Source organism: Vampirovibrio chlorellavorus (assembly GCF_003149375.1).
GTDB lineage: Bacteria > Cyanobacteriota > Vampirovibrionia > Vampirovibrionales > Vampirovibrionaceae > Vampirovibrio > Vampirovibrio chlorellavorus_B.
In genome coordinates this window covers 468,199-492,360 of the sequence record NZ_QFWH01000001.1, presented here as the reverse complement: position 1 = coordinate 492,360, position 24,162 = coordinate 468,199, and the positions used below count along the sequence as shown (strand labels likewise).

The following is a 24,162-nucleotide window of genomic DNA, read 5'->3' as shown; positions in this document are numbered from 1 at the left end:
GCTTGGGAATCACTGGCTCAATCAGTTCCCATTGCTCGTCACTCAAGGGCTTCCAAGGCATACTCTATCCTCTTCTAAACCCTGGAATTCTAACCCAAAGTTACCGTATTGGCTCTAAAAAATCTCCAATTTTAAAAAATATGTCATATTTTTTAGTCAATCAGAAACATAAAAAGGTTTCAAGATTACAAACTATTATGAATTGCCCTTAAAGGAAGGTAAATGTATTTTCTAGACAATAATTATTTAAAAAATATATTCCAGAATTATTAAACTTATTCTTCTTAATAGCCCGCTTTAGCGGTTTCGTTAATAATTTTGTGCAAGTGGGTAAATAGCTCCGTCAGGAACTCCACTTGATCTTCCCCGGTCATGGCCAGCAATTTCACAATGAGCACCGGCAAGCTGCCCTGCTTGGAAGTCACCCCCGGCACCCAGCGAGCTTTGCGCCCAATGTCCACCGGCAACTGCTTTTGCAGGAACAACCACTCTTGCAGGGTGTAAGGCACCGTAATGCGCAACGATTCATCATCGGCCCGCACTTGCGGAATATTGAGCGCTGTAGCCAAGATCCGCAGCCGGACTAAATTTACCAACATTTGCGTTTGCTTGGGAATATCGCCAAAGCGGTCTTTCCACTCGGCCTGAATAATCTCGATGGCCAACTCGCTGTCCACACTGGCCAGGCGCTTGTACTCCATCAGCTTCACATCGCGATCGCCCACCCATTTGTCGGGAATGAGCGCCGTGACGTTGATATCGATGATGGCTGGTTCTTTTTCTTCGGCCACTTCCCCCGTTTGCAACTCGTGGATGGACTCTTCCAGCATTTGGCAGTAGAGATCGAAGCCCACCGCCACCATGTGTCCGTGCTGCTCGGAACCCAGCACGTTGCCCACCCCCCGAATTTCGAGATCCCGCAGGGCAATCTGGTAGCCGCTGCCCAGAGAAGTGAACTCCCGAATGGCCCGCAGACGATCCCGAGCGTCCTCGGTCAGGTTGCGCTCCGGGTCGTAGTAGCAATAGGCGTAGGCTTGCACGTTGCTGCGGCCCACCCGCCCGCGAATCTGGTACAACTGGGCCAGCCCCAGCCGGTCCGCCCGATCCAGAATGATGGTGTTGGCGCTGGGAATGTCCAGACCGCTTTCAATGATGGTGGTACACAGCAGCACATCGTACTGGTGCTGGGCGAAATCCAGCATCACGTTTTCCAAATCACGCTCGTTCATTTGCCCGTGACCCACGGCAAAGCGTACTTCCGGCACCAGGGCCTGTAATTCCTCCAGCTTGGCGTAGATGGTCTGCACCCGGTTGTGCATAAAGTACACCTGTCCGCCCCGATCCACCTCTTGCAGGATGGCCATGCGGATTTGGGCCGGGTTGTACGGCCCCACGAAGGTTTTAATGGGCGCCCGGTTGATGGGCGGGGTGTTGATGACCGACATTTCCCGAATACCGGAGAGGGCCATATACAGCGTGCGGGGAATGGGTGTGGCCGACAGGGTCAGCACGTCCACCTCGGTCTTGAGCTGCTTCATTTTCTCCTTGTGGGCCACCCCGAAGCGCTGTTCCTCATCCACCACCACCAGGCCCAGATTCTTGAACTTGATATCCTTTTGCAGCAGGCGATGGGTGCCCACCACCACGTCGCACTCCCCAATGCTCAGGCGGGCAATGACCTCTTTTTGCTCCTGCGGGGAGCGAAACCGGCTGAGCAAGCCCACCCGCATGGGGTAGGGGGACAAGCGCTCCACCAGCGTATTGAAGTGCTGCTGAGCCAAAATGGTGGTTGGGACCAGCACGGCAGCCTGTTTGCCGGATAGAATGCACTTGAATATGGCCCGGATGGCTACCTCGGTTTTTCCAAAGCCCACGTCCCCGCATATCAGGCGATCCATGGGCTTGTCGGATTCCATATCCCGCTTGGTGTCCTGAATGGCCTGCCACTGATCGGGGGTTTCCGTGTAGGGAAAAGCCTCTTCCATTTCCACCTGCCAGGGGGTATCCGGCTCGAACTGGTGCCCCCGTGCCTTGGCCCGGGCGGCGTACAGGGCCTGCAAATCACGGGCGATGACCTGAATGGACTTTTTGACCTTGGACTTGACCTTGCTCCACTCCATGCCGCCCATTTTGCTAAGTTTGGGCGGTTTCTCACCGGCGCCGCGGTAGCGGGACAGGAGGTTCAACTGGTCAATGGGCACATGCAGCTTGTCGCTGGAAGCGTACTGGATGCTCAGGTACTCCCGCTTCTCGCCGTCAATAACGATGCTGGTCAGCTCGACAAACTGGCCAATCCCGTGCTTGGCATGTACCACGTAGTCGCCCATGCGCAAATCGTGAATGGAGTTGATGACATCGATGTCTTCCCGCTTGGAAGGCTTGGTCTTGGCCGTCATGACCCGTTTCAGGCGACGCCCGTACAGCTCGGTGTCCGTGAAGTGGGCGATTTTTTCAGCAGGCAGCACAAAGCCATCCTGCGGGCCGATTTTGGAAATAATCACATCCCGGCTTTCAGACAGCAGGGTGGTGGGGTCCAAGCCCTCCTCCGTCCAGTACGTGGCAGGGACGTCCCATTCCTTGCAGGCATCCAGCACCCGCTGGGGGTGATCGGTACTGATGAAAATCTGTACCTGCTGGCGGCGCAACTGATGAAAATGCTCGCAGGCCTTGGGCATATCGGCCTTGAACTGCTCGGCCCCAATGACATCCAGCGCGCAGCGCTCCAGGCCCGCCGTGGTTTCAGCCAACTGCCCGTCCCCGCTGAGAGGCAGAGTGTCCAGAAAAATGCGGCCTGCCACGTGCGACTTTAACTGAGTGAGCGCTTCGGCGTCCGTCCAGTGGTACTCAAAGCCCAAATCCAGCAGACGGCCTTTTTCCAGCCCCTGACTGACCTGGGTCCTGAGGCGATCCGACAGGCCCGCCAGATTGTTTTCCAACAAGGCCCAGTCATCCATGACCACGATGGCCGTCCTGGGAATGTAATCAATGATGGTTTTATAGTCCTGATGCAGCAAGGGGGCGTAATAATCAATGCCATCCGGCAAAAACGATTGCTCCAGCCCCTGAATCTGGTTCTCCAGGGTCATTTGCAGACCTTCCAGCTCCACCCCGGAGAGATGCTTCTTCTGCACCGTCAAGCGCTGATGCAGCAAGTCCGGCAAACGCCCACGATTTTCGGCATTCAACACCAAGCCCGAGCGGGGAATGGCCACCACCTCATGCACCCGTTCAATGGAGCGCTGGTTGTCCACGTCAATGATGCGGATATTCTCGATAGTGTCCCCAAAAAACTCGATGCGCACCGGCTCCCCGTTGACCGGGTACAGGTCAAAAATATCGCCCCGGCTGCTAAATTCACCGGGGTCCATAATCATGCTGCTACGCACATACCCCAAGGCCAGACATTGCTCCACCACCGCCTCTGGAGAAATCACCTGCCCCTGTTGCAGCTTGATGGCGTAGGCGTCCAGCTCTTCCAGCGACAAGTGCTTGATCAGCAGATTTTTGGGAGAAACCAGCAACACAAAAGGCTCGGCCTGCTTGAGCCGGTTGAGGATACGGTACTGGCTTTTGAGGGCCTGCACCGGAAACACCGACAAATCGTAAGGCGAAAAATCTTCCGCCGGGTAGCGCTCCACTTTTTCAGTGAGAAACTGGTTTAATTCAAATTCATACTTCACCGCCGTTTGCGGATCGGGGCAGACCACCACCAAGGGCTGATTCAGTCGCTCGAAAGTAGCGGCAATGGTCAACGCTTTGATCGAAGGATGGGCCAGATTTTCCAGATGCGCTTCCGGCAAAACCGCGGAAGCATGATGTAACTTGGCCTCAAAGCCCCGCACAAACTGATGAAACCAGTCGGTTTCCAGAAAGCGCTCCAGCATAAACCGGGGAGCGGTCACATTGACCAGCGAATGCTTGGACATTGAGGATTCTGAAGGGGTCATAAGCCTTTACTGTTTTGACACGGAAGAAGCCATGGGGGCCGGGACAGCCTGAGCCAGTGGTCTCAATCGGACTGTGGCGCCAGCCTGAATATGATGCTTGCGGGCGGTGCCTCCCGGCAGTTCAATCACCATATCCACCGGTTTTTGAGAGGAGTAGATCGGACAAGGCTCCTGCTGGCAAGGCTGAGCCTGATGGGCGATATGCACCACTCGCCCGGCCTGAATAAACACCATGTCCAGCGGAATCAGGGTGTTTTTCATCCAGAAGGCCACCGGGCGGGTTTCCTGAAACCGAAACAACATACCGCCATTGACAGGCAGCGAAGTTCGATACATCAGCCCTGTTTGCGCCTGCTGCGGGGTAGAGGCCACCTCCAGCAAATATTGACGCCCTCCCATCTTGACCTGGGTCAGCGGCAAACCCGTTTGCGGCATGGCGTCTTGAGCCCAGATGGTATTACTCACCCAAGGCACGCCAATCAGGACTGCCAAAAGGCCAATCAGCGGCTTGGTCAAGCCAGCTTGTCTGGAAAAAAGAGGTAGGACGACCATACACACATTGCCGTGGTTGGGTGGTTCAACCTTTCTATTGTACGCCAAGTCGCAGGGTCAAAGTAAGGGCTGGCCTTTGCAATAAAAAACCCGCCGAGGCGGGTAAACTTTTTGTCTGAGTAGATTTGAAAAGTAGGTAGATAGAAGTAGTGGAAAAACTTTGTAGCTTGTCGCTTACACTTGCATAAAAACAGGCGTTTCCGTTTCGATGTTAGAACTTTAAGAAATGTAAACCCCGAATTTCAAGAGAGCGTTCTCAAGCCACCAACCGCTGCACCAGCTGGCACACTTGCTCCAGCTCTTCGCAGAAAATAAATTCTCCCAAGCTGTGGGAATAATGAAACCCCATGCCCAACACCACCGTGGGCAGACCATTCCGGTTCAAAATATGCGCATCGGAACCAATATTCATTGGGGCCAACTGAGGACTCAGATTGAGCGCATCGCAATGCTGCACCGCCCGCTGAATCACCACTTGCTCAGGGTCCACGTAAAAGCGATCGTAGCGACGCACATTTTTCAGGGCCACCGAGCCACCGGCAAAGCGCTCCTCCACCTGCCGACAAACGGTTTGATATGTGCCCAGAAGCTGGCTTAATTTGTCCTCGTTATGACTGCGCATTTCCCCTTTGACAGAAAGGGCCGGGGCCACAATGTTCATGGCGCTGCCCCCCTGAATCACCCCCAGATTGCAGGTCAAGTCCTCCGCCAGCCGACCGCTGGGCAATTGGGCGCACAAGGCCGCCCCCATCTGGATGGCGCTGATGCCCGCCTCCGGGGCAATCCCGGCGTGAGCGGCCCGGCCCGTACAATCAATCTGGATATTCTCCTGCGAGGGCCCGGCGTTAAAAATCAGCCCCACCCGGCCTTCCCCATCCAACACGTAGCAATAGCTGGCCCTCACCTGCTTCATATCAAAGCCCTTGGCCCCGGTCAGGCCCACTTCCTCCCCGGTGGAAAAAAACAGCTCCAGCGGATGATTCTCCCGAAAGCCTTGCTGGGCCAGTTGACTAACCACCTCCAGGGCCACGGCGATGCCGGACTTGTCATCGGCCCCAAGGATGGTACGCCCTTCCGAGCGGATAATAGGACGCCCGGCCCGCTCATCCCGAACGGGTACAATGCCCTCGCAAGGCGGAACACTGTCCATGTGCGCGGAGAGCATAATGGTTTTTTTACCCGAATTTCCCGGCACCCGCACGAACAGATTTCCGGCAGCGTCCACACTACAATCCGAGATTCCCATTTCCCGCAAAGCCGCTTCAATGGCCTGCCGAATGGCGGACTCCCGGCCCGATGGGTTATCAATGGGCACTATGCTCTGGAATCGTTCAACCACACCCATGTTCAATCACCTCTTTTGGGTCCAAACCGGGGAAAAAGCCCGCCCGGGCAGCAGACCTGTCAACCCGTACTCATTGTATCGCAGCCATTCCCACCCGCCTACCCTTTGTTCATCCCTTATTTACCCTTTGCTTCCCGTGCCCTGAACACGAGCGCGCATGCCGCTTGCAAACGGTCTGGCCGAACAATTACCCTAGCCTGTCGGGCGACTGCGATAATCGCGGGTTAACCGCAACCCGTCCTTTCGCTGGCTCATGGCCAATGGGCTTTGCCGCAAAATGCCCCCAACCTCATCAGCCCATGCGGACTCCTCGGAGTACCACGGTGAGGACTTCTTCTGTTGCGCCACTTGCTGGGCAGTGGTTAAGATTCGCATTGCCAGAGCCTCCAGATAGGCATCCGGAATACTGCTCATTAAATTGAAGGCCCGATGGGTTAAGGGGTTGGGGTCATACCAGCGACGCCTGTAACTGGCCCGGTATAAGCCCAGGGTTCGGCTCCCCCCGAGGGAGAATGCGTGCTTGTCCGCCCGGCGATTTTTACGATGCTGATTAATGGCCTCATTCAACTGACGAGCGATGATGGCTTGCACTTCCGGCGGTAAAGCCTGGCTAATATGAATCGCCTGGGACAGATTGGGAATTTCATCGTACCAGCGGCGTTGATGGCCGGATGCCTTGGGGTCAGTCATACGCTCTCAAACCAGATTGCTTAATGACCCTATCGGCATCCCCGCTCAGAACTTGAATGCGATCAAAGCCTACATCAGACTGCCCGAAGCGCAAAAGTCCCCAGCGTAACATGTCAGGCCAGTTTTTTCAGCACCGCTTCCAGAATGGCTAGAGCGCTATCGGTTTGCTCCTGACAAATCACCAAGGGAGGGCTAAAGCGGATGGAATTTTCTCCGCAACCCAGAATGAGCAGGCCATGGTAAAAGCACTCATCCACAATGCGGTTGCGCAAGTCTGGCGCTTTGGCCTTGCTGGCCTTCGATTCCACGATTTCAATGCCCAGCATGAGCCCTTCGCCCCGCACCTCGCCAATCACATCGCCACGTGCGGCCAGAGCCTGCAAGCCAGCCTTGAGATAGGCCCCCTGCACCCGCACGTTCTCCAGCAAGCCATTTTCCAGTAACTCAAAGGTCTTCAAGGCGGCGGCGCAACTGACCGGATTCCCGCCAAAGGTGGTGGCATGACTACCCGGTGCCCAGTCCATAATGTCGAAACGGGCAATGCAGGCCCCCAAAGGCATGCCGGAGGCCAACCCCTTGGCGCTGGTCATGATATCCGGCTCAAAGCCGGGATAGAGCTGAGAGGCCCAAATCTGGCCGGTGCGACCCATGCCCGCCTGCACCTCATCGGCAATAATCAAAATCCCATGCTTGCGGGCCAGCGCTTGCAAGCCGGTTAAAAAAGAAGCAGGCGGCATCACATACCCACCCTCGCCCTGAATAGGCTCCACTATGAAGGCGGCCACCTCATCCGGCGGGGTCAGCATTTTAAAAATATAATCCTCAATATAATTCAGGCAAGCCTGAGCGCACACCTCTGGCGTTTCGCTCTGGAAAATATCCCGGTAAAAGTAAGGGTAATGGGCGTGAAAGACCCCGGGCATCAGCGGGGTAAACTGCTTCCGCTGAATGGCCTTGCTGGTACTGACCGACATGGAGCCATAAGTACGGCCATGAAAACTGCGGTAAAAGGAAATGTAATTTTTACGCCCCGTATGATACCGGGCCAGCTTTAAAGCCGCCTCATTGGCCTCGGTGCCGGAATTGCCGAAGAACACTTTTTTATCGGGAGAACCGGGGGTGGTTTCCGCCAGCTTTTGGGCCAAGTCAGCCATGCCGGTGTAATAAAAATCCGTACCGGACATGTGCAAAAACTGGGCGGCCTGCTCCTGAATGGCCTTCACCACTTCCGGGTGGGAATGCCCGGTGGAACACACGGCAATGCCTGCGCAATAATCCAGAAAAACATTGTCATCCATATCCACCACCATGGCCCCATAGCCCCGTTGAATGGATAACGGGTAGCCCCGGGTATAAGAGGGGGACAGATACTGGCTGTCCTTTTCAATCAACGCCCTGGTTTTGGGGCCCGGTAACGCCGTTTTGATTTGCGGATGAATAGCGCCTTCCCACAGCACAGCCTGATTACTCATGATACTTCCCTCTCAACATGTCCCAGACCTGACTTTCAGGCTTGAAACGCTTGAATACAAACCAACAGAAGCAGCCCCCTGACTCGGCCCTTCACTGGTATCATCATACCCCGAGCCGGTTCAGGTTTACACCCCCAAGTTAAAATGGGCAAAGCGTTTTAAAATCCAAAACGTGTTTCTTTTCAACTTTTTCGAATTTTAGAATTTGGTAAGTATCCCTTCACAACCGTTTGTAACTGTTTGAGCCCAGCGCGTTCAGGATCAATGCTGAGCAACTTTGCCAAAAGCAATTCCACAGTTTGTTTGAGCTGAGCGCAGTTTTACAGACGTGTTGTGAAGGGATGCTTGCCTAAAATTTTAAGCGCTTGACGCAAAAATCTCTCAACGCAGGAAAGTCCCTTCCGGCTCTGCTTGCAATTGGTTCAGGGCCTGATTCAGCAATTCCTCGTAGTTTCGACACCCTTTATATTCCGCCGCGCCCATACGCAACCGCAAACCGGACGCTACCCCCCCGCCCGGACCCTGCTGCAGTCGCTGGAAAATCCGGCGTCCCAATGCTAAAGCGCCTCGTTTCCCGGTTTGGGGCAACACCACCACAAACTTGTCCATAAAATATTCGCCCACCCAATCCAGCCCCCGGGCGGATTCCTTGAGCAAACTGCCCAACAGACTGGACTGTCCACCCTGAACGGCCACCATCAGTATGCTCAAGTCCTGAGCAGGATCGGCCTCCACCGTCCGGGCCGCGACTTCCAGTTGCTTGAGCAGGTAGTTGGTGGTCAACACCCCAGAACGAGCCGAAATCACGCCCAACTCTTCCAGAATCTGATCCTTTTGCCGGGCGATCTGGGCCAACCGATGCTCCTGCAACATGCTGATAACTCGGGACATCAGGTAGGCATCGGGAACCGGCTTCACCATAAAGTCACGAGCCCCGGCATCGTGGCAGGCCAAAAACAGAGACTCCTCAAAACGATCCGCCAAAACCAGTGGCTTGACCCCGGCAGGAACAGTGGCCATAAACGCCAGTAAGGCAGCCTCATTCCCCTCCGCATCCACAATCAGCAGGGCGGGTTGGTTGGCGGGCTCCACAGCCTTCCAGTCAATGGCCCCCAGGGGCATACAGATCAGTTCGTCAAAGCCCCGCAGCACCATCACCTGCTGAATAGCCTCTGCCCGGGCGGGAGAAGCGGTGACAATATAAATCGCGTCCGGTGCCTGTTTCATACCAACCTCTGCTTCCAACTTCTGCTCACTCACCTTAAATCATAATCATAAACCAGCCCTGACGGATGGCCTTGATCGGAATCTCCCGCCCCGGATCGGTGACCATTTCCGCGGGGGTTTGCTCGCACAAATTAAAGGTGGCGCTGACATGGTATTCCCCCGGTGTCCACTGATCCGTATCCAAAAAATGATAGCGTTTCAAATTGGCGCGCAAGGTCAGGCTCTGGCCACTTTCCAGCCATTGCACCTTCATGGGTTCCTGAAAAATAGTGCTGTTGTCCTTGATCACCAGGGGCTGCAAGGCCAACTTGCCCTGACCCGGACGGGAAATGGTAATATCCATCTGGCTAAGAATATCCTTGGCCAGACAGAGCTTGGTTCTTTGGGTGGCTTTAAATACCAGCTTCACCACCAAGCCTTCCCGCACCGAGTAAATTTGCTTGATGGGCTCAATGTCCAGCCGCAAACCCACCGGCTCTCCCGCTTGCCCGGCGCTTGCCATCAGGGCCAGGCCCACCAGTATAATGGAAGCCATTGGTCGTAGCCGTTTCATTAACCTGTGGGAAGTCATAATGCCCAAAACCGCTGTACCCGTCATCACCGAACCTTTTGTATTGTATCAATCCGCCTTGCTCAATACCTACACCGAACGGGTGATCCACGGTTTTACCGGCAAGCCGATCACGCTGGGCGGCCAAGCCTGCCCCCCGGCGCAGGCCCGAGCCAACCGGGAGCTAGTCTGCGAGCACACCGGGCTCTCGGTCGCTCGACTGACCCTCCCTCGGCAAACCCACACCGACCAATTCCGATTGAACGACATCCCCTGCGACCGGGAAACCGACGCCGTCATCCTGACCGAAACCGGCGTAGCCGCCATGGTGCAGGTGGCCGATTGTGTCCCCATCATCCTCTACGAGCCCGATCGGCACATTGGGGCGGTCATTCATGCCGGATGGCGTGGCACCGCCCAGAGCATCACCGCCAAAGTGGCCCAGATCCTGATAAGTCAATATCAGGCCAGCCCCCATCGGTTGTTAGCCGTCATCGGCCCCTCCATTGGCGGATGTTGCTATGAAGTCTCGCCGGAAGTGGCGGAGCAAGTCGGCCAAAGCCTCCCCCAAGTGACCGCCCGCCAATACACCAGCCTTTCGCTCAACGGCAAGCCCCAAATTGACCTGAAGCAGGTCAACGCCTTGCAATTACAGACCTTGGGGATCAGCCAGATTGACAGTCTCCCGGCCTGCACCCTGTGCGAACCCGAGCGGCTCTGGTCTCACCGCCGGGGCGAAACTGGACGGCAAGTGGCTCTATTGGAATTAAAGCCGCTTTCAGCGCTTTAGTCTGCAAAGCGCCAGCACATAGAGAACTGGCGTGCTAGTGGGGCTCAATCCGCAAGGGGGACTGCTGAACTTTACCCGTCTGCCCGATAGAGTTGACTGGGGTGACATTCCCTTTCGAACCAGCCGATGAGCCCGTCGAGCTGGCCTGAGCGGCGTTGCCGGAGGCTGCTCCTGTCTGGCCGGAAACCGGTTTCACGCCAGAAGTAGCGCCCAAGGCCTGCTTCAACAGCTCAATACGGGTCAAGGCCTCCTGCGTATATTTGGCGGAGGGGTCTTTGATGTAGGACTGATAGGAATCCAGCGCCTCCTGATACTTCCGCTGCTTCTCCAGAGTTACAGCCAGCCCGTAGCGGGAGTCGCTATTGGCCGGATCCAGACTCATGGCCTTTTTATAGGCTTCCGCGGACTGATCCAGTTGCCCCAGTTCGTTATACACAATGCCCAGATTGTAATGCACAAAGGGCATGCGCTCATTAAGGGTCAGGGCCTTTAAATAATGCTCCCGGGCTTTTTCCAGATTGCCCGCCTGTTGCCACAAGGTGCCAATGGAGGAAAGCAAATCGGGATTGTTGGCATCCAGCGCCAACAGTTTCTGATAGGTGTTGATGGCCGCCGTGGTGTTACCCTGACGCTCGTAGGCATTGGCCAACGTCAGTAAAACATCCTGATTGGTGGGGTTTTGCTGGGCCAATGATTCCAGCGTACTAATATTGGCATCCGACACCCCGACCGGAGCGGCATTGCCGGTGCCCGTGGGATTGGCAGTCGCCCGGGCCATGGCCAACTTGGTGCGGTACAGCTTGGCCGTCACGTTTGCCGGATCTTTTTCCAGCACCTTGCCGTAGGCGTCGTTGGCCTGCTCAAAAAGCTCCATGGCGTAATAGGTGTTGGCCAAACCCAAATCCGGGTAAAAATTCTTGGTGTCGGCGGTCAGGCGGGCATCACCATAGCGGGAAACGGCCTGTTTAAAGTCCTTGCTCTTGTAGGCGGCATCGCCCAGAGCGGTGAGGGCCACCGCCAGATCATTGCCCAGGCTTTCTCGATTGATCTTGAACTGCTGCCGCAAGGCTGGCTCGGCATAGTAAACCTGCTTGTAAAAGTCTACGGCCTTGTCGTACTGGCCTTCCCGGTGATAGGCAATGGCCAGATTGGACTTGAGCTGCAAATCCTTTTGGGCCATCGGATCAGACAGCAAGGTCTCCGAGAGGGTGATGGCCCTGGGCATATCGCCCAGCATTTGCAGGGAATAGGCCATATCCTTCTGGATTAAAAAACGCTGCTGCGGGTCAGTCGTAGCCTGAAGCAACAGGCCCAACTCATTGAAAGCCGCCTCGAAGTTATCAGCGTCCAGATAGGTAGTAGCCAGAGACTGCCGCACCCCTTGGGCATCAGGATGCGCTTTCAAGTACAGCTGATAATTTTCCGCAGCCGGTGCCCACTGCTTTTGGGCCCGGTACAGATCCGCAATACGGGGCAGCAGGTCATCCTTTTTGGGATTCAGGGCCAGGGCCTTCTGGTAGTTTTGAATGGCCAGATCCACCTGCCCCAAAGCGGAATGGGCCCGCCCCATTTCCTCATCAATATCAGACTTGCTACCTTCCTTGGCGTAGGCGACTTTCAGCTCTTCCAAAGCCTGTTCCGGCGCGTTGGAGCCGGTCAGGGCACGGGCCAGATCCAGATGTTCCTCAAACCGGCTGGGGAAGCGCTGCTTGAGAATGTCAAATTCTTTCACCGAAGCCGATTCCTGTCCGCTGACAAGGTACAACTTGGCCAAATGACGGCGGGCCTCGTAGTGATCAGGGTATTTTCCTAAAAATTGCTGATAGTGGGCAATGGCGGGCGGATACTTCTTCTGCTGGATTTCGGTACGGGCCAGATTGAGCAAGGCAAACTGGTACCGGGGGTTATTTTGCAGGCATAGCTCATAAGCCTCTTCGGCTTTGGTGTATTGGCCCAATTGTTCGTAAATACCGCCCATGCTGTACAGGATCATATTGTCCTGAGGGTTCAGGTTTAAAGCCTGCTGATAATAGCTGAGGGCTTCATTGGGCTTACCCAGCTGGTTGAGGATAGAGCCCAGTTTGACGAAGTTCAGGTAATCCTGGGAATCGAGGGCCACGGCCTTGCGCAAGGACTGCTCGGCCTGTTCCAGCTTGCCCTGCAGCTCCGCCTGCTGGGCCTCCAGGTAATATTGCCGGGACTGAGGGGACAAGGCCCAGCCACTCCCCGTCAAAGCCGTAAAGGCTAGCCCAAGGGTCACAGTCAAAGCCAGTGGCGCTTTGTAAAACAGGCAAAAATTCCGGGGCTGCATCATTCTGCTCTAACCTCTTTCCAGCGTTGACATCCTGTGGGGATTGGTTCGCCCATTATAGCAAAGGCCCAACCACCCGGTGCTAATCCAGTAGACTCTCAACCGGCGCTTGCGTTCCAGACACCATGGAATCTGTGCAATCCGTACATTACCAGCGTGAAAAAATGTAACAAACCCCTCAAGGTTCTTGCCAGCCTGCCGAAAGACGGGTGAAGGGATCAAACCCAGTCCAAGCACCGCCATTGGGAAGGATCATGATGCGTATTGAAGGTATCGAGGCCGCCTTGGGCCTTGGCAACGCCGTACCGGAAATTCACTGGTACACCCAGCCCAGCGAAAAAGAACTGAAACGACTGGGCATGCCCCTGACCCAGTACATTCAGGCGCAGGCCTCAGCCAGCGCCAAACAGATCGATCGCTCCGGCGGCCTGCTGACCGCCAGCCTGGATTTAAAATCGCTCATTAAGCTACTCAAGGTACACTCCCAAAAACTGCGCATTTTACGTATGATGCGCCGCAGCAACTGGATAGAGCTGCTGCGCCTGCTGCCCAAGGAAATGCTCATTAACGCCCTGCGCCTGTTCAGCAAGGCCAAACTGCTCAAGCTCATCTTGCACTTGCCCAAACCGTTCCTCATCAAAATGCTCCTGCGCATCTACAAGCTGGAAGATCTGATCAAGAAAATGCCCACCGCCGAACTGCTGCGCATTATGAGAAACAAACGTCTCAACAGCCGGGAACTGGCCAAAGGCATCCTGACCCTGGAGCCCAAGTTCATCCTGATGTTACTGCAAAAAATTTACGGCCAGCACGATTATTCCAAACTCAAGCCCTACGACATCATGCGTATTTTTATGCACACCCCCAAAGAACGCATTATGGAAGCGTTCAAAACCATGCCTTTCAAGGCCCTGCAACAACTGGTCACCGGTTTCATCAAGAAAGATCCGGTGCTGCTGATGGGCATGAGCGATGGGTTTATCCTGAAGCTGCTGGCCCCCTGCTCCAAGCCCGTCTTGATGGAGGGTTGCAAAGTCCTGCCCCCGGAAATCCTGATCAAGCTGCTCTCCCAACTGCCCGATCAATTCCTGATGCTGGCCGCCGCCCAGGTGGATGACAAAACCTTTGAGGAATTTCTCATTTCAAAACATGGGGATTTACTGCGCAAAATGGCTGCCTGAACAATCGGGCGAATCTACTGAATGCGCTGCTCGGTGGCCCCGTCAAACAACAGCACTTTATCCAAATCCAGCTTGATGCTGAGAGTTTCCCCTTCTGCCGCCGGTAAATCCGATGGCCAACGGGCCACCACCAACTGACCATTGAAGGGGAAATGCACCATCTGTTCACTGCCCAGCATTTCCACCCGGTCCGGCACGACCTCAAACACCGGCCCAGCCTCTGGAGCGGTTTCCGGCACCCAATGCTCGGGACGAATGCCCATGACCGCCGCCCGGCCCGATAGATCTTGTAGTTTCTCCCGCAAGGCCTGTGGCAGGGGCAACAGGGTTTGATCACCCAGACGCAAGCCTTCTGACTCCATCACCCCGGTCAGAAAATTCATTTGCCCCACAAAACCGGCCACAAACATATTGGCGGGCTGATGATACACCTGAAGCGGCGTATCCACCTGCTGAATCTTGCCCTTGTTCAGGATGACGATGCGATGCCCCATGGTCATGGCTTCCACCTGATCGTGGGTCACGTAGATCGTGGTGGCCTTCAGGCGTTTGTGCAAAGCGGCGATTTCCGAGCGCATTTGCACCCGCAACTTGGCATCCAGGTTGGACAGGGGCTCATCCATCAAAAAGACTTTGGGATTGCGCACAATGGCCCGGCCCAAGGCCACCCGCTGGCGCTGCCCACCGGATAACTGCTTGGGCTTGCGCTCCAGCAAATGCTCCAAATCCAGAATACGGGCGGCTTCCTTGACCTTGGCGTCAATTTCCGCCTTGGGGGTTTTGCGCATCTTCAGGCCAAAGGCCATGTTTTCGTACACGCTCATATGCGGATACAAGGCGTAGTTCTGAAAGACCATGGCAATGTCACGATCCTTGGGAGGCACCTCGTTTACCACCCGATCTTCAATCTGGATGGTACCGCCAGTAATGCTCTCCAAACCCGCAATCATGCGCAGAATGGTGGACTTGCCGCACCCGCTGGGGCCCACCATCACCACAAACTCCTGATCCTGAACGGTCAACGACACATCCTGTATCACGGGGGTCTTATCGTAGGACTTGGCTACGTTTTCCAAAACCACTTCTGCCATAGTATTATTATCCGGCTATCTTCGGATTGTGACAATCTATTTCCATCATCAAGCTGCCTTGCGTTGCCTCAAACGCCCATCAACCGGGCAGATCGAAGGACCCCTTCCGCTATGTACCATCAACTCGCTCACCTGTACGACTGGCCCGGCGCCCTGGAGTTTGCCCGTAAAATCACCGACAAAGACCTTCAGATTTTGAGCGAATTTGGCATCCAGCCCGGTGCCCACCTACTGGATTTGGGATGCGGCACCGGCACCCTGGCCTTATCGCTGGCCCAAAAAGGCTATCAGGTAACTGGCATCGATCTGTCGGCGGCCATGCTGGCCCAGGCCCAAGCCAAGCAAGCGGAGTACCCCGAGCCCATGACCGTGCGATGGGTGCAGGGTGATATGCGGGACTTTGTGCTGGAAGCGCCGGTCAATGCCGTGCTATGCCACTACGACAGCCTGAACCACCTTTCCAATGAAACCGAACTGCGCTGCGCCTTTTTACAGGTGGCCCAGGCCCTCCAGCCAGACGGACTGTTTTTGTTTGACCTCAACACGCTGGAAAATTACCAGACCTTCTGGAACGGCAAGGACAGTTACGAGGGCCCCAACTACCGGCTTAAAACCGTTTCCCACTTTCAGGAAGCAAGCGGCAAGGCGGAAGTTCAGTTTACCGTGGATGAATACAATGACGCGGGTGAGCTGCATCACCATGAGGAGACTGTCTTTGAGCAGTACTTCAACGAGAAGGCGGTGGAAAAATACCTGATGGCCGCTGATTTCTGTGAGATAAGCTATGCACCCTTCAATCCGGTGGAAGATTTACCAGCGGACTTTCCGCTGAAAACCTTTTGGGTGTGCAAAAAAAGACCCGTCTGAATCCTGAGTTCCGTTTCGGCGGTTGGGGCTTCCAGCCTGGCCGCTGTGAATCCGCCTTGACTAACACAAAAATGCAATCAGCCGTTTTTATGGGGAAAAGACAGCCCAGCCGGGCTCGCTGGAACCATTGCCGAGCTTTGGCTTGACAGCCCAACCGTGAGGATTTCATTATGGCCAGCACTCCATCCATCTCTACAGCGAACCCCTTAACACCCCCATCTGCATTGAGACGCTCAAACTCTGTGCCGAACCTGTCCACGCAACCCAGCGCTGACCCCATAACTTCTGATAGTGTCAAAATTCAGGGCAATAAGCCGTCAGCCGTTCCGGCCGAGGAAGTACCCAACCCGACCAAGAATACAAACCTGTTTTTTGAGCCGTTGCAGGATCTTTTGGGCTTTATTAAAAAACTCTATCAAAAGTTCATGGATTTTTTCACCCCCACCTCCAAAGAAGCCATTGAAAAATCGCTGGCCAAAGCTGGTTCAAAACAACGGAAATACTTGGACCGTATCTCTTTGCAAGAAGCCCTCCAAGCCCCTGAAAAAGGCCCGCCAGAATTACAAGCGCCTTTAGAAGCCTTAACGTCCACAGAGCAAGAATTTATTGTAAAGGATGGCCAAAAAGCAAAGAAAAAGCTGGAGGCCTTGACTCCAAAGATAGAAAAACTGGCCGCCAAATATACGAAACTAACAGGCATCACTATTACGGAAACCACTTCACAAAACAGCGAAGCGTCTGATACCAAGCCCAAAGGCAAAGTGTCCCAACAGTCGCCTATAACGCCCCCTAAAGCAGCTGTGACAAAGAACGCTGAGAATACCGGCGAAAGTTTGGTAAAGGATCTTGTAGACGCCATAAAAGATATACTTGACCCAAATGGAGAAACCGCCCAAGAACTCAAAAAAGCATGCCCAGCGCTGGCTGATATTTTTGAAAATATGCTGAAACCTGGAAAATAATTCAGCTTTTGCTCAAGGTTAAAACGGCAATTTCTGGCCAGGTATTAAAGCGAAATCGGGGAAACCCGATTTTTCGCTTTTTAAGATAAAACGCCGCCGACCCTACCCCGCTGGTGACGTGCAACTGACACCCATTTTTTTCATACAGCCCGTAGCGGTACTTCATCCTGAAAATTTTGCGATAAATAGGCCCTAAAAAAGGAATGTACACATGCCCGGCATGGGTATGCCCTGCCAATACCAAATCCACCTGCCCGTGAGCCCCCAGGGCAATGGGGTCAAACAACAAGGGATTATGGGCCATCATCAGGGTCACTTCCCGCTCCGTGGGAATGGCGGCCAGAGCTTGGGAGATATTGGGCGCCCCATACCAGAGATCGTCCAGACCGGCCAGCCACAAGCGCTGCCCATCCCGTTGCAGACAGTCGCTTTCGTTTTTAAGCAACCGAAACCCGGCCTGAGGGAGCATAGCCTCTATCAATTGGCCCCATTGACTGTCGTTGTAATCGTGATTCCCCAGAATGGCCCATTTTCCGAAATTCGCCCGCAACTGATGCAAGAACGATCGGGCTGGCTCGATGTAATCGGGCCCGTAATGCACCACATCACCCGTCAATAAAATCAAATCCGGATTTAAAGCGTTGACCTGCCGAACGACCGCATTATAAAAGTCCGGGCTGGTATATTCGTAAAAATGCAAATCCGACAGCTGAACCACGCGCAATCCGTGGAAGGCTTGCGGGAGCCTGGGCAGGCAAATTTGACGCTGAGAAACCCTGAGCTGATTGTGCGTGAGAACATCCATGCCTGCTATTCTATCAACAACCGGCCCTGTTTTTAACCCGACAAAGCCACAAAACTTTGCCCGGCTTACTTCGTCATAAACTGCAATACGGCGTTGATCACCACCGGCCCCATCAGCACAATAAAGAGCGGTGGGAAAATAAACAACACCAGGGGAAAGGTCATTTTAATACTGGCCTTGCTGGCCAACTCCTCAGCGCGCTGACGACGCTTGGTGCGCAGATCGTCGGCGTAAACCCGCAAAGTATCCGCCACACTGGTTCCCATTTTGTCAGACTGCACAATCATGGCGCACAAGGAGCGCACCTCATCCACCCCGGAGCGCTGCCCCATGTTCTGAAACGCCTCAATCCGGGAAATACCGGCATTCAGCTCTTTATTCAATCGCCTGAATTCATAGGAAATTTCCGGCGCCATTTTTTCGGTTTCATCCGCCACCCGCTGAATGGTGGAATCCAGACCCAAACCCGCCTCCACGCACACCACCATCAGATCCAGCGTATCAGCCAGCTTAAACCGTATTTCCACCTTGCGTTTACTGGCGGCACCCCTCAATCTGAACTGAGGCAGCAAACTGCCCAACATAAAACCACCGAGGGCGCTGGCCAGCGTCCACAGTAAATTACCCAGGCCAAAAACCGTGCCAACCACAGCCATTACCATTCCAGCCAACAGGCCAGCAGCGGCACGCTGGGCCATAAAGCTCAGGACCCGGTCTTCTGTATCCTGTAAACCCGCTTCGGTCAACAAGGTTTTGACCTGCTTCTTGTACTTGTCATTCTGGGCATACAGACTGTAAGAAACGGGCTTGGCCACCTTCATCAAGAGTTCCTGCAAATCATCAAAGGGTGTCGGCTTTTCATAACCGGCTCCCTCGAACGCCCCGTCTCCCTTTAGCTGATAAAGCCGCTGCTTCACCGGATTTTCCTCATAGTTGAGCAAGGAAATAATCACGGTTAGCACGCCAAATGTGGCCAAAATAACCACAATGCCCCCACCAATCAATAACAGAAAGTGAGTCGGATTGATAATTTGAAGATTCGCCTCAGCCACGATTACACCCGAATATCCACAATTTTTTTCATAATAGAAAAGCCTATACATTGTAAAACCACAGCGATCATCAAGGCCACATGACCCATTTCAGTCTCGTAGAGTGGGGAAACATAGCCATAGAAGAACACCGATAAAAGAATCAGCAAAAACGCCGGAGCCCCGCCCAACACATAACCGGTTAATCGGGACTGACCGGTCAAAGCCGAGATTTGACCTTTTAATTTAAAACGCTCACGAATGGTGTATCCCAAACTCTCCAGCACCTCAGCCAGGTTACCACCCGCCTCTCGCTGAATCATCACGGCGGTGGCGAACATGCGAACATCGGGCAACGTATCCAGTTTGGCCACCAGACGCGACAGAGACTCCCGAACCGGAATGCCCAGATTAATATCTTTCACCATGGACGCGAACTCCAGGGCGATTGGATTGGGCATTTCACTGGCAACCACGGTCAAAGCCGACTGGAAAGAATGGCCAGCCCTCAGCGCGCTGGTAATCATACTCAAAGCGTCTGGAAACTGGGCAATAAATTTCGCGTAACGCTGCTTGCGTTTGAATAAAACCAAAAGGTAGGAACCCACCGACCATATCAATCCCAGCAATATCATCATGAAAAAACCACTGACAAGCGCCAGAACCGTCAGGATCACCACTGGCATCAACATATTCATAATGAAATATTTATCAGCGGGTGTGTTAATACCAGCCTGCTGCATCCGAATTTTCAGGGTCAGGAAAAAAGGAATCCGCTCCAGCTTGGCACCGAGTTTTTCATTTTGATAATCGGCCTCCTTAAACAGAGAGGCCAGCTTTTTCAACTGATCTTCAGCGGGGCCCTGACTCTCGCTGACCGTCCTTTGCTTGAGCATCATTAACCGCTTCTGAACTTCGGTCGGCTCAGGATTGGCATATCTCTGGAACAAAAAAACAGCCGCCCCAAAACCAACCGCCATCAATAAGAAGGCCATCAGCATCAGAATCAGTAGCAGCATTGGACTCATTAACAGGCGCTTCCAGTTAAGTACAGTCTATTTCACCTCAGGTGGCGGAGAATCATCCCGCTCAAAAATGTTATGGGGCAACTCAATCCCTTTGGCCTTGCAAATATCGGCAAAGCGGGGACGAACACCGGTCGCCACGTGACGGCCAATCACTTTGAAATTTTCATCCAGACCGTATTGCTCAAATTTAAAAATTTCCTGCATGGTGACCATGTCCCCTTCCATTCCTGTAATCTCGGAGATGGAAGTGGTCTTGCGCTGTCCATCCATTAAACGGCTGACCTGCACAATCAGATGGACGGCCGAGGCAATTTGTTGCCGAATGGTTTTTTCAGGCAGGGGATTATCGTTCATCATGCACATGGTCACAATACGGGCAATGGCATCCCGAGGCGTGTTGGCGTGCAGTGTGGTCAAGGAGCCATCGTGTCCCGTGTTCATGGCCTGCAACATTTCCAGGGTTTCTGGGCCCCGACACTCACCCACCACAATGCGATCCGGACGCATCCGCAGCGAGTTGATCATGAGTTGCCGGGCCGTAATCTGACCTTCCCCCTCAATGTTGGGCGGACGGGTTTCCAAGCGCACCACATGCTCTTGCTTCAACTGCAATTCCGCGGAGTCCTCAATGGTCACAATCCGTTCATCGGGAGCAATCAGCGCCGATAACGAGTTCAGCATGGTTGTTTTACCGGAGCCGGTTCCCCCGGAAATAATGATATTTAAATGACACCTCACAGCGGCCTCTAATGTTTTGGCCATCGCGGGGGTCATGGAGCCCCAGCCCAATAGTTTTTCCAATGTCCCGGCATCCGCCTTGAACTTACGAATGGAGATAGAAGGGCCATCCAGCGCCAATGGGGGAATAATGGCGTTAAACCGGGAACCATCCTTCAGGCGGGCATCCACCATGGGCGTTTTCTCATCCACCCGGCGACCCACCGCAGAAACAATCCGCTCAATAATATGCATGACATGCGCATTGTCTTTAAAGCTGACGGTCGTCTTGTGCAGCTTACCCATGCGCTCGATGTAAACATTCTTGGGCCCATTCACCATGATTTCAGAGATGGTAGGGTCCCTCAGCAAAGGCTCCAGAGGCCCCAGGCCCACCACTTCTTCCACCAGTTCCTGAATCAGCATGGAGCGTTCTGAAGTGCCCATGGGCACTTTTTCAGCCATCAGGATTTTTTCCAGAAACTGATAGGCCGCTAGAGACACATCATTCTTACTCAACACATCAGTGGAAGTAATATTCAAATTTTCCACCAGCATGTTATGAACTTTCGTTTTTACCTCCTCAAACCGGTCTCCCTTTCTAGGCTGGTTGTTATGGTTCTCAGGGGCGCCTGCCGCTCCCGGCGTGGTGTTTCCATATCCGGACGACGATAGCGAGCCAAACGAAGTCTGTGCGTTTCCGGACGCCTGGGAACTGTTGGCTTCCAAACCAAAAGAGGAGCCACTCTGTGGCACTCCCGGTTTTTTTAAACGATCCCTTAAAGACATAGAGGCTCCCAGACCTTAATTGAATTGTCTTACCGTTTGCCGAACAAGTTGCCTAAAATACTTTTGGACTCCTTGCGGGCGGGTGTGGAATAGGCGACACCGGATGATGACAGGACACCGCTCAGTTTCTGGGCCAGTTCCAGGAAATTTTTCTCCAGCGCCTTGCTGTTCTCCACCATTGAGATTGGAATACCCCGGTTGATTGCCGTCATCACCACCCCATAATTATTGGGGATTTTCCAGAACAGGGGATGCTCCAGCGTTTCTTCCACGTCCTCAATGGTAATTTCCTCACCCGGAATATAACGATTGATCACCAGCTTTATTTTTTGAGCATCATAGCCAAGCCGCTCAAACAGGTTGAGCAATCGCTGGCTACTGCGAATACTGGGAAGATTAACCATGGTCACCAGAAGAATGTAATCGGCCAAATCGAGCGCCGCCAGCGTTTTAGAGTCAAAAGACGTGGTAGTATCAATAATCACGTATTCAAAGGTGGCCCGCAGTACGGTCAAAACAGCGTTAATCTGTTCTGCGGTTACTTCCTCGGCGTCTTCCACATACAAGGGATCAGCCAACACGTAAACCGTGGCGTTTTTGGTTTGATACTGTGCCAGGGAGCCTTCCAGATACGCCGCATCCACGCGCCCAATATTACGCGCAACATCGACAATGGTCTGCTTGGGCTCCACATCCAGGAAAGTGGTAATGTCGCCCAGTTGCAAGTTCAAATCAACCAGGGCAACCGGTTTGCCAATGGTTTCTGAAAGGGCCAAAGCCAGATTAACGGCAATGGTGGTTTTTCCCAGCCCGCCCTTGTTACTGAACACCGTCACAATTCGACCGCTTCTATCGCCCGCATCGGTACTGGCCAGTAAGGCCAACTGATGTTTCTCCAGCACCTCCTTGACCTGAGCAGCATCGAAAGGCCGCTTGAGAAAATCGCGAATGCCTACTTCCATGCAAGCCTTGATCATCTCCAGACTCATATCCGGCCCAGAGGCAATCAGCAGCACATCTTTGAAATAAGAGGAAATTCGCCGGGCCGTGTCCAGACTTTTCGCGGCATTCTCCCGTAAATCCAGAAATACCACTTTAGGACGATTCTGGCGAATCAATTCATAACCGTAAACCAGACTATCGGTCTCGGCCAGAATTTCCACACCGGGAATGCCCAGTAAAGCCGTCTGCAATAACGCTCGAACAGCCGGGTTTTCCTCAATAATCACAACGGTTAAATTATTTGACATGTCCTTACTCTCTTGCCGGACGCATTATTGCACGGTTCCTAAAACCTTGCCGTAATCGGCTGCCTTGACGATATGCGGAGTTATCACCACCACCAACTCCCGATCACTCTTACTCATATCGGCATTTTTAAAGAAGTTGCCTAAAATGGGCAAATTTCCAATAAACGGTATTTTGCTGAAAGTATTTTGCTCCTCTCTGCTTAAAATACCGGAAATCATCAGCGTTTCCCCATCCATCAGTTCTACGGTCGTATCCGTGGAACGTCTGGCGATACCGCAAACCTGTGTCCCCCCGGTGGTAGTCTGACAATTGGAAGTATCCACATTGCTGACTTCGGGAGAAACTTTCAATTCGATACGGCCAGACTTAATGGCAATCCACGGTGTAAAGCCCAGCTTCACCCCAAATTCCTTAAACTGAATAATCGGGCTGCCGTTCTGATCCGTGCCAGCCACGTATGGAAATTCTCCCCCGGCCAGAAAACTGGCACTGCGCCCATGCGTACATACCAGGGTTGGATTGGCCAGCGTATTCAGCTTGCCGGAAGTTTCCAGCATGTCCCACATTACGCTGAAATTTCGAAAAGGGGTAACCGAGCCTGTAGAGCCACCCACATTGGTACTGGCCTGATTGTTCTGTATTGGGCCAAAGGCACTGGGATTGAGTCCACTGGTCGCTCTCTGTATATTTGATAGAAAAGATCCATCCAACGGATTGGCCAGCCGAATCATATTGAGATCACCTTTGGCAGAACGCATCTGATAGGCCGTTTTTAATTCACGACCAATACTGCGGTTGGCCTCCGCAATCCGAACTTCCAGCAAAACCTGAGGTACCGGGGTATCGGTCAGATCGATAAATTTATCATCCCGGTAGCCATAGGCGGCCGCTGTTTTTCGGATCTCGTCCAGTACTACGGAACTCGATACCTGGCCCGACAGGATAAAGGAATCATCGGTCACCCGAGCCTGAATTTTCTCATTGGGAGCAATGTTACTGACCGCATCCAGCAGCTCACTGCTATCATTTTGAACGTACAGATCAAAAATACCCTCTTGTCCGTTTTCATCCCATACAATCAAACTGGTTACCCCACGCAGTTTGCCATTCACCATGATTTGATCCGGAGACAAAGGAATGATGTCGGCCACCGAAGGCTCCGCAATGGACAAGCGCATGATGGGCTGGGCGAACTTAACGATTTGAGAGCGTCCCCGCGTCACGTGAATACTGGTGACACTCCCTTGCAGCGCTTTGGTTTTTTGGGGTGCCCCAGCCACACGATTGAGTGTTTCACTCTCATCCAGATGCTGCAGGATAAAAGCAGGCGTTTCTGCCTTGGTGGGGGTTGCCTGCTGAACCGCGACCGGAGCGGGCAGACTAGAGGCCTCTAAAGGCTGAGGGTTTAACTCAGGCATCTGCACCACCATCTTGGCGGGCTTGCCCCCATTTCCGTCAGCGGCCACCGCCCCCAACAACAATGCGGACACGGGAAGCAGATGTGCGGCCACCACCACAGCCAAGGCCATTCTCATCAGCCTTTTTCCACTTCTCCC

Annotated in this window: 19 protein-coding genes; 4 read left to right on the top strand and 15 right to left on the bottom strand. The window is 53.7% G+C overall.

Translation table 11 applies throughout. The features are described from left to right. Positions 1-284: 284 nt before the first annotated feature. From mfd to DF283_RS02335, 7 genes are all read right to left on the bottom strand, one after another. Positions 285-3,926, bottom strand: coding sequence for a transcription-repair coupling factor (gene mfd / locus DF283_RS02365; RefSeq protein ID WP_303673086.1), 3,642 nt, complete (start codon positions 3,924-3,926; stop codon positions 285-287). Positions 3,927-3,953: 27 nt separating this feature from the next. Beyond that, complete coding sequence (locus DF283_RS02360) at positions 3,954-4,499, bottom strand: DUF192 domain-containing protein (protein WP_303673084.1); 546 nt, start codon at positions 4,497-4,499, stop codon at positions 3,954-3,956. Positions 4,500-4,755: 256 nt separating this feature from the next. Beyond that, positions 4,756-5,844: a M20/M25/M40 family metallo-hydrolase gene (locus tag DF283_RS02355; protein WP_303673083.1), complete on the bottom strand. Its 1,089-nt coding sequence runs from the start codon at positions 5,842-5,844 to the stop codon at positions 4,756-4,758. 192 nt (positions 5,845-6,036) lie between these two features. Next, complete coding sequence (locus DF283_RS02350) at positions 6,037-6,534, bottom strand: hypothetical protein (RefSeq protein ID WP_303673082.1); 498 nt, start codon at positions 6,532-6,534, stop codon at positions 6,037-6,039. Positions 6,535-6,647: 113 nt separating this feature from the next. Beyond that, positions 6,648-8,006 carry an acetyl ornithine aminotransferase family protein gene (locus tag DF283_RS02345; protein WP_303673080.1) on the bottom strand — a complete coding sequence of 453 codons (1,359 nt, stop codon included), beginning with the start codon at positions 8,004-8,006 and terminating at the stop codon, positions 6,648-6,650. Positions 8,007-8,387: 381 nt separating this feature from the next. Further along, entirely contained in the window at positions 8,388-9,233 is an 846-nt protein-coding gene (locus DF283_RS02340) for a PleD family two-component system response regulator (protein ID WP_303673079.1), read from the bottom strand. A 34-nt stretch (positions 9,234-9,267) separates the two neighbouring features. Beyond that, positions 9,268-9,768 (bottom strand): hypothetical protein, encoded by a 501-nt coding sequence (locus tag DF283_RS02335; RefSeq protein WP_303673078.1) that lies wholly within the window; start codon positions 9,766-9,768, stop codon positions 9,268-9,270. 37 nt (positions 9,769-9,805) lie between these two features. Here DF283_RS02335 and pgeF point away from each other — a divergent pair, with 37 nt between their 5' ends. Next, positions 9,806-10,573 carry a peptidoglycan editing factor PgeF gene (gene pgeF, locus DF283_RS02330; protein ID WP_303673076.1) on the top strand — a complete coding sequence of 256 codons (768 nt, stop codon included), beginning with the start codon at positions 9,806-9,808 and terminating at the stop codon, positions 10,571-10,573. A 34-nt stretch (positions 10,574-10,607) separates the two neighbouring features. Here pgeF and DF283_RS02325 read toward each other — a convergent pair whose 3' ends face one another. Continuing rightward, entirely contained in the window at positions 10,608-12,887 is a 2,280-nt protein-coding gene (locus tag DF283_RS02325; RefSeq protein ID WP_303673075.1) for a tetratricopeptide repeat protein, read from the bottom strand. Positions 12,888-13,138: 251 nt separating this feature from the next. On the opposite strand from DF283_RS02325, the gene DF283_RS02320 reads away from it, so the two are divergent. Continuing rightward, positions 13,139-14,065 carry a hypothetical protein gene (locus DF283_RS02320; protein WP_303673073.1) on the top strand — a complete coding sequence of 309 codons (927 nt, stop codon included), beginning with the start codon at positions 13,139-13,141 and terminating at the stop codon, positions 14,063-14,065. Between the two features lie 14 nt (positions 14,066-14,079). On the opposite strand, the gene DF283_RS02315 is transcribed toward DF283_RS02320, so the two are convergent. After that, positions 14,080-15,156, bottom strand: coding sequence for an ABC transporter ATP-binding protein (locus tag DF283_RS02315; protein ID WP_303673072.1), 1,077 nt, complete (start codon positions 15,154-15,156; stop codon positions 14,080-14,082). A gap of 111 nt (positions 15,157-15,267) precedes the next feature. Between DF283_RS02315 and DF283_RS02310 the strand changes: the two genes are divergently transcribed. Both DF283_RS02310 and DF283_RS02305 read left to right on the top strand, forming a co-directional pair. After that, a complete protein-coding gene (locus DF283_RS02310) occupies positions 15,268-16,023 on the top strand; it encodes a class I SAM-dependent DNA methyltransferase (protein ID WP_303673070.1) in 756 nt (251 codons plus the stop codon). Positions 16,024-16,193: 170 nt separating this feature from the next. Then, entirely contained in the window at positions 16,194-16,985 is a 792-nt protein-coding gene (locus DF283_RS02305) for a hypothetical protein (protein ID WP_303673068.1), read from the top strand. Between the two features lies 1 nt (position 16,986). Here the strand turns inward: DF283_RS02305 and DF283_RS02300 are convergent, their stop codons facing one another. From DF283_RS02300 to DF283_RS02275, 6 genes are all read right to left on the bottom strand, one after another. Next, complete coding sequence (locus DF283_RS02300; RefSeq protein WP_303673067.1) at positions 16,987-17,790, bottom strand: metallophosphoesterase; 804 nt, start codon at positions 17,788-17,790, stop codon at positions 16,987-16,989. Positions 17,791-17,855: 65 nt separating this feature from the next. Continuing rightward, positions 17,856-18,842 carry a type II secretion system F family protein gene (locus DF283_RS02295; protein WP_303673065.1) on the bottom strand — a complete coding sequence of 329 codons (987 nt, stop codon included), beginning with the start codon at positions 18,840-18,842 and terminating at the stop codon, positions 17,856-17,858. A gap of 2 nt (positions 18,843-18,844) precedes the next feature. Then, positions 18,845-19,849, bottom strand: a complete 1,005-nt coding sequence (locus DF283_RS02290) for a type II secretion system F family protein (RefSeq protein ID WP_303673064.1) — start codon at positions 19,847-19,849, stop codon at positions 18,845-18,847. A 27-nt stretch (positions 19,850-19,876) separates the two neighbouring features. Continuing rightward, positions 19,877-21,124: a CpaF family protein gene (locus DF283_RS02285; protein WP_303673062.1), complete on the bottom strand. Its 1,248-nt coding sequence runs from the start codon at positions 21,122-21,124 to the stop codon at positions 19,877-19,879. A gap of 260 nt (positions 21,125-21,384) precedes the next feature. Beyond that, positions 21,385-22,605 (bottom strand): CpaE/TadZ family protein, encoded by a 1,221-nt coding sequence (locus tag DF283_RS02280; protein WP_303673060.1) that lies wholly within the window; start codon positions 22,603-22,605, stop codon positions 21,385-21,387. Between the two features lie 24 nt (positions 22,606-22,629). Next, positions 22,630-24,141, bottom strand: coding sequence for a type II and III secretion system protein family protein (locus DF283_RS02275; protein ID WP_303673058.1), 1,512 nt, complete (start codon positions 24,139-24,141; stop codon positions 22,630-22,632). Between the last annotated feature and the right edge of the window lie 21 nt (positions 24,142-24,162).

What these genes read in the sequence shown, in the direction of transcription:
- mfd (WP_303673086.1), bottom strand. Translation starts at nt 3,926, where the DNA reads ATGTCCAAGCATTCGCTGGTCAATGTGACCGCTCCCCGGTTTATGCTG.
- DF283_RS02360 (WP_303673084.1), bottom strand. Translation starts at nt 4,499, where the DNA reads ATGGTCGTCCTACCTCTTTTTTCCAGACAAGCTGGCTTGACCAAGCCG.
- DF283_RS02355 (WP_303673083.1), bottom strand. Translation starts at nt 5,844, where the DNA reads ATGGGTGTGGTTGAACGATTCCAGAGCATAGTGCCCATTGATAACCCA.
- DF283_RS02350 (WP_303673082.1), bottom strand. Translation starts at nt 6,534, where the DNA reads ATGACTGACCCCAAGGCATCCGGCCATCAACGCCGCTGGTACGATGAA.
- DF283_RS02345 (WP_303673080.1), bottom strand. Translation starts at nt 8,006, where the DNA reads ATGAGTAATCAGGCTGTGCTGTGGGAAGGCGCTATTCATCCGCAAATC.
- DF283_RS02340 (WP_303673079.1), bottom strand. Translation starts at nt 9,233, where the DNA reads ATGAAACAGGCACCGGACGCGATTTATATTGTCACCGCTTCTCCCGCC.
- DF283_RS02335 (WP_303673078.1), bottom strand. Translation starts at nt 9,768, where the DNA reads ATGGCTTCCATTATACTGGTGGGCCTGGCCCTGATGGCAAGCGCCGGG.
- pgeF (WP_303673076.1), top strand. Translation starts at nt 9,806, where the DNA reads ATGCCCAAAACCGCTGTACCCGTCATCACCGAACCTTTTGTATTGTAT.
- DF283_RS02325 (WP_303673075.1), bottom strand. Translation starts at nt 12,887, where the DNA reads ATGATGCAGCCCCGGAATTTTTGCCTGTTTTACAAAGCGCCACTGGCT.
- DF283_RS02320 (WP_303673073.1), top strand. Translation starts at nt 13,139, where the DNA reads ATGATGCGTATTGAAGGTATCGAGGCCGCCTTGGGCCTTGGCAACGCC.
- DF283_RS02315 (WP_303673072.1), bottom strand. Translation starts at nt 15,156, where the DNA reads ATGGCAGAAGTGGTTTTGGAAAACGTAGCCAAGTCCTACGATAAGACC.
- DF283_RS02310 (WP_303673070.1), top strand. Translation starts at nt 15,268, where the DNA reads ATGTACCATCAACTCGCTCACCTGTACGACTGGCCCGGCGCCCTGGAG.
- DF283_RS02305 (WP_303673068.1), top strand. Translation starts at nt 16,194, where the DNA reads ATGGCCAGCACTCCATCCATCTCTACAGCGAACCCCTTAACACCCCCA.
- DF283_RS02300 (WP_303673067.1), bottom strand. Translation starts at nt 17,790, where the DNA reads ATGGATGTTCTCACGCACAATCAGCTCAGGGTTTCTCAGCGTCAAATT.
- DF283_RS02290 (WP_303673064.1), bottom strand. Translation starts at nt 19,849, where the DNA reads ATGAGTCCAATGCTGCTACTGATTCTGATGCTGATGGCCTTCTTATTG.
- DF283_RS02285 (WP_303673062.1), bottom strand. Translation starts at nt 21,124, where the DNA reads ATGCTGGTGGAAAATTTGAATATTACTTCCACTGATGTGTTGAGTAAG.
- DF283_RS02280 (WP_303673060.1), bottom strand. Translation starts at nt 22,605, where the DNA reads ATGTCAAATAATTTAACCGTTGTGATTATTGAGGAAAACCCGGCTGTT.
- DF283_RS02275 (WP_303673058.1), bottom strand. Translation starts at nt 24,141, where the DNA reads ATGAGAATGGCCTTGGCTGTGGTGGTGGCCGCACATCTGCTTCCCGTG.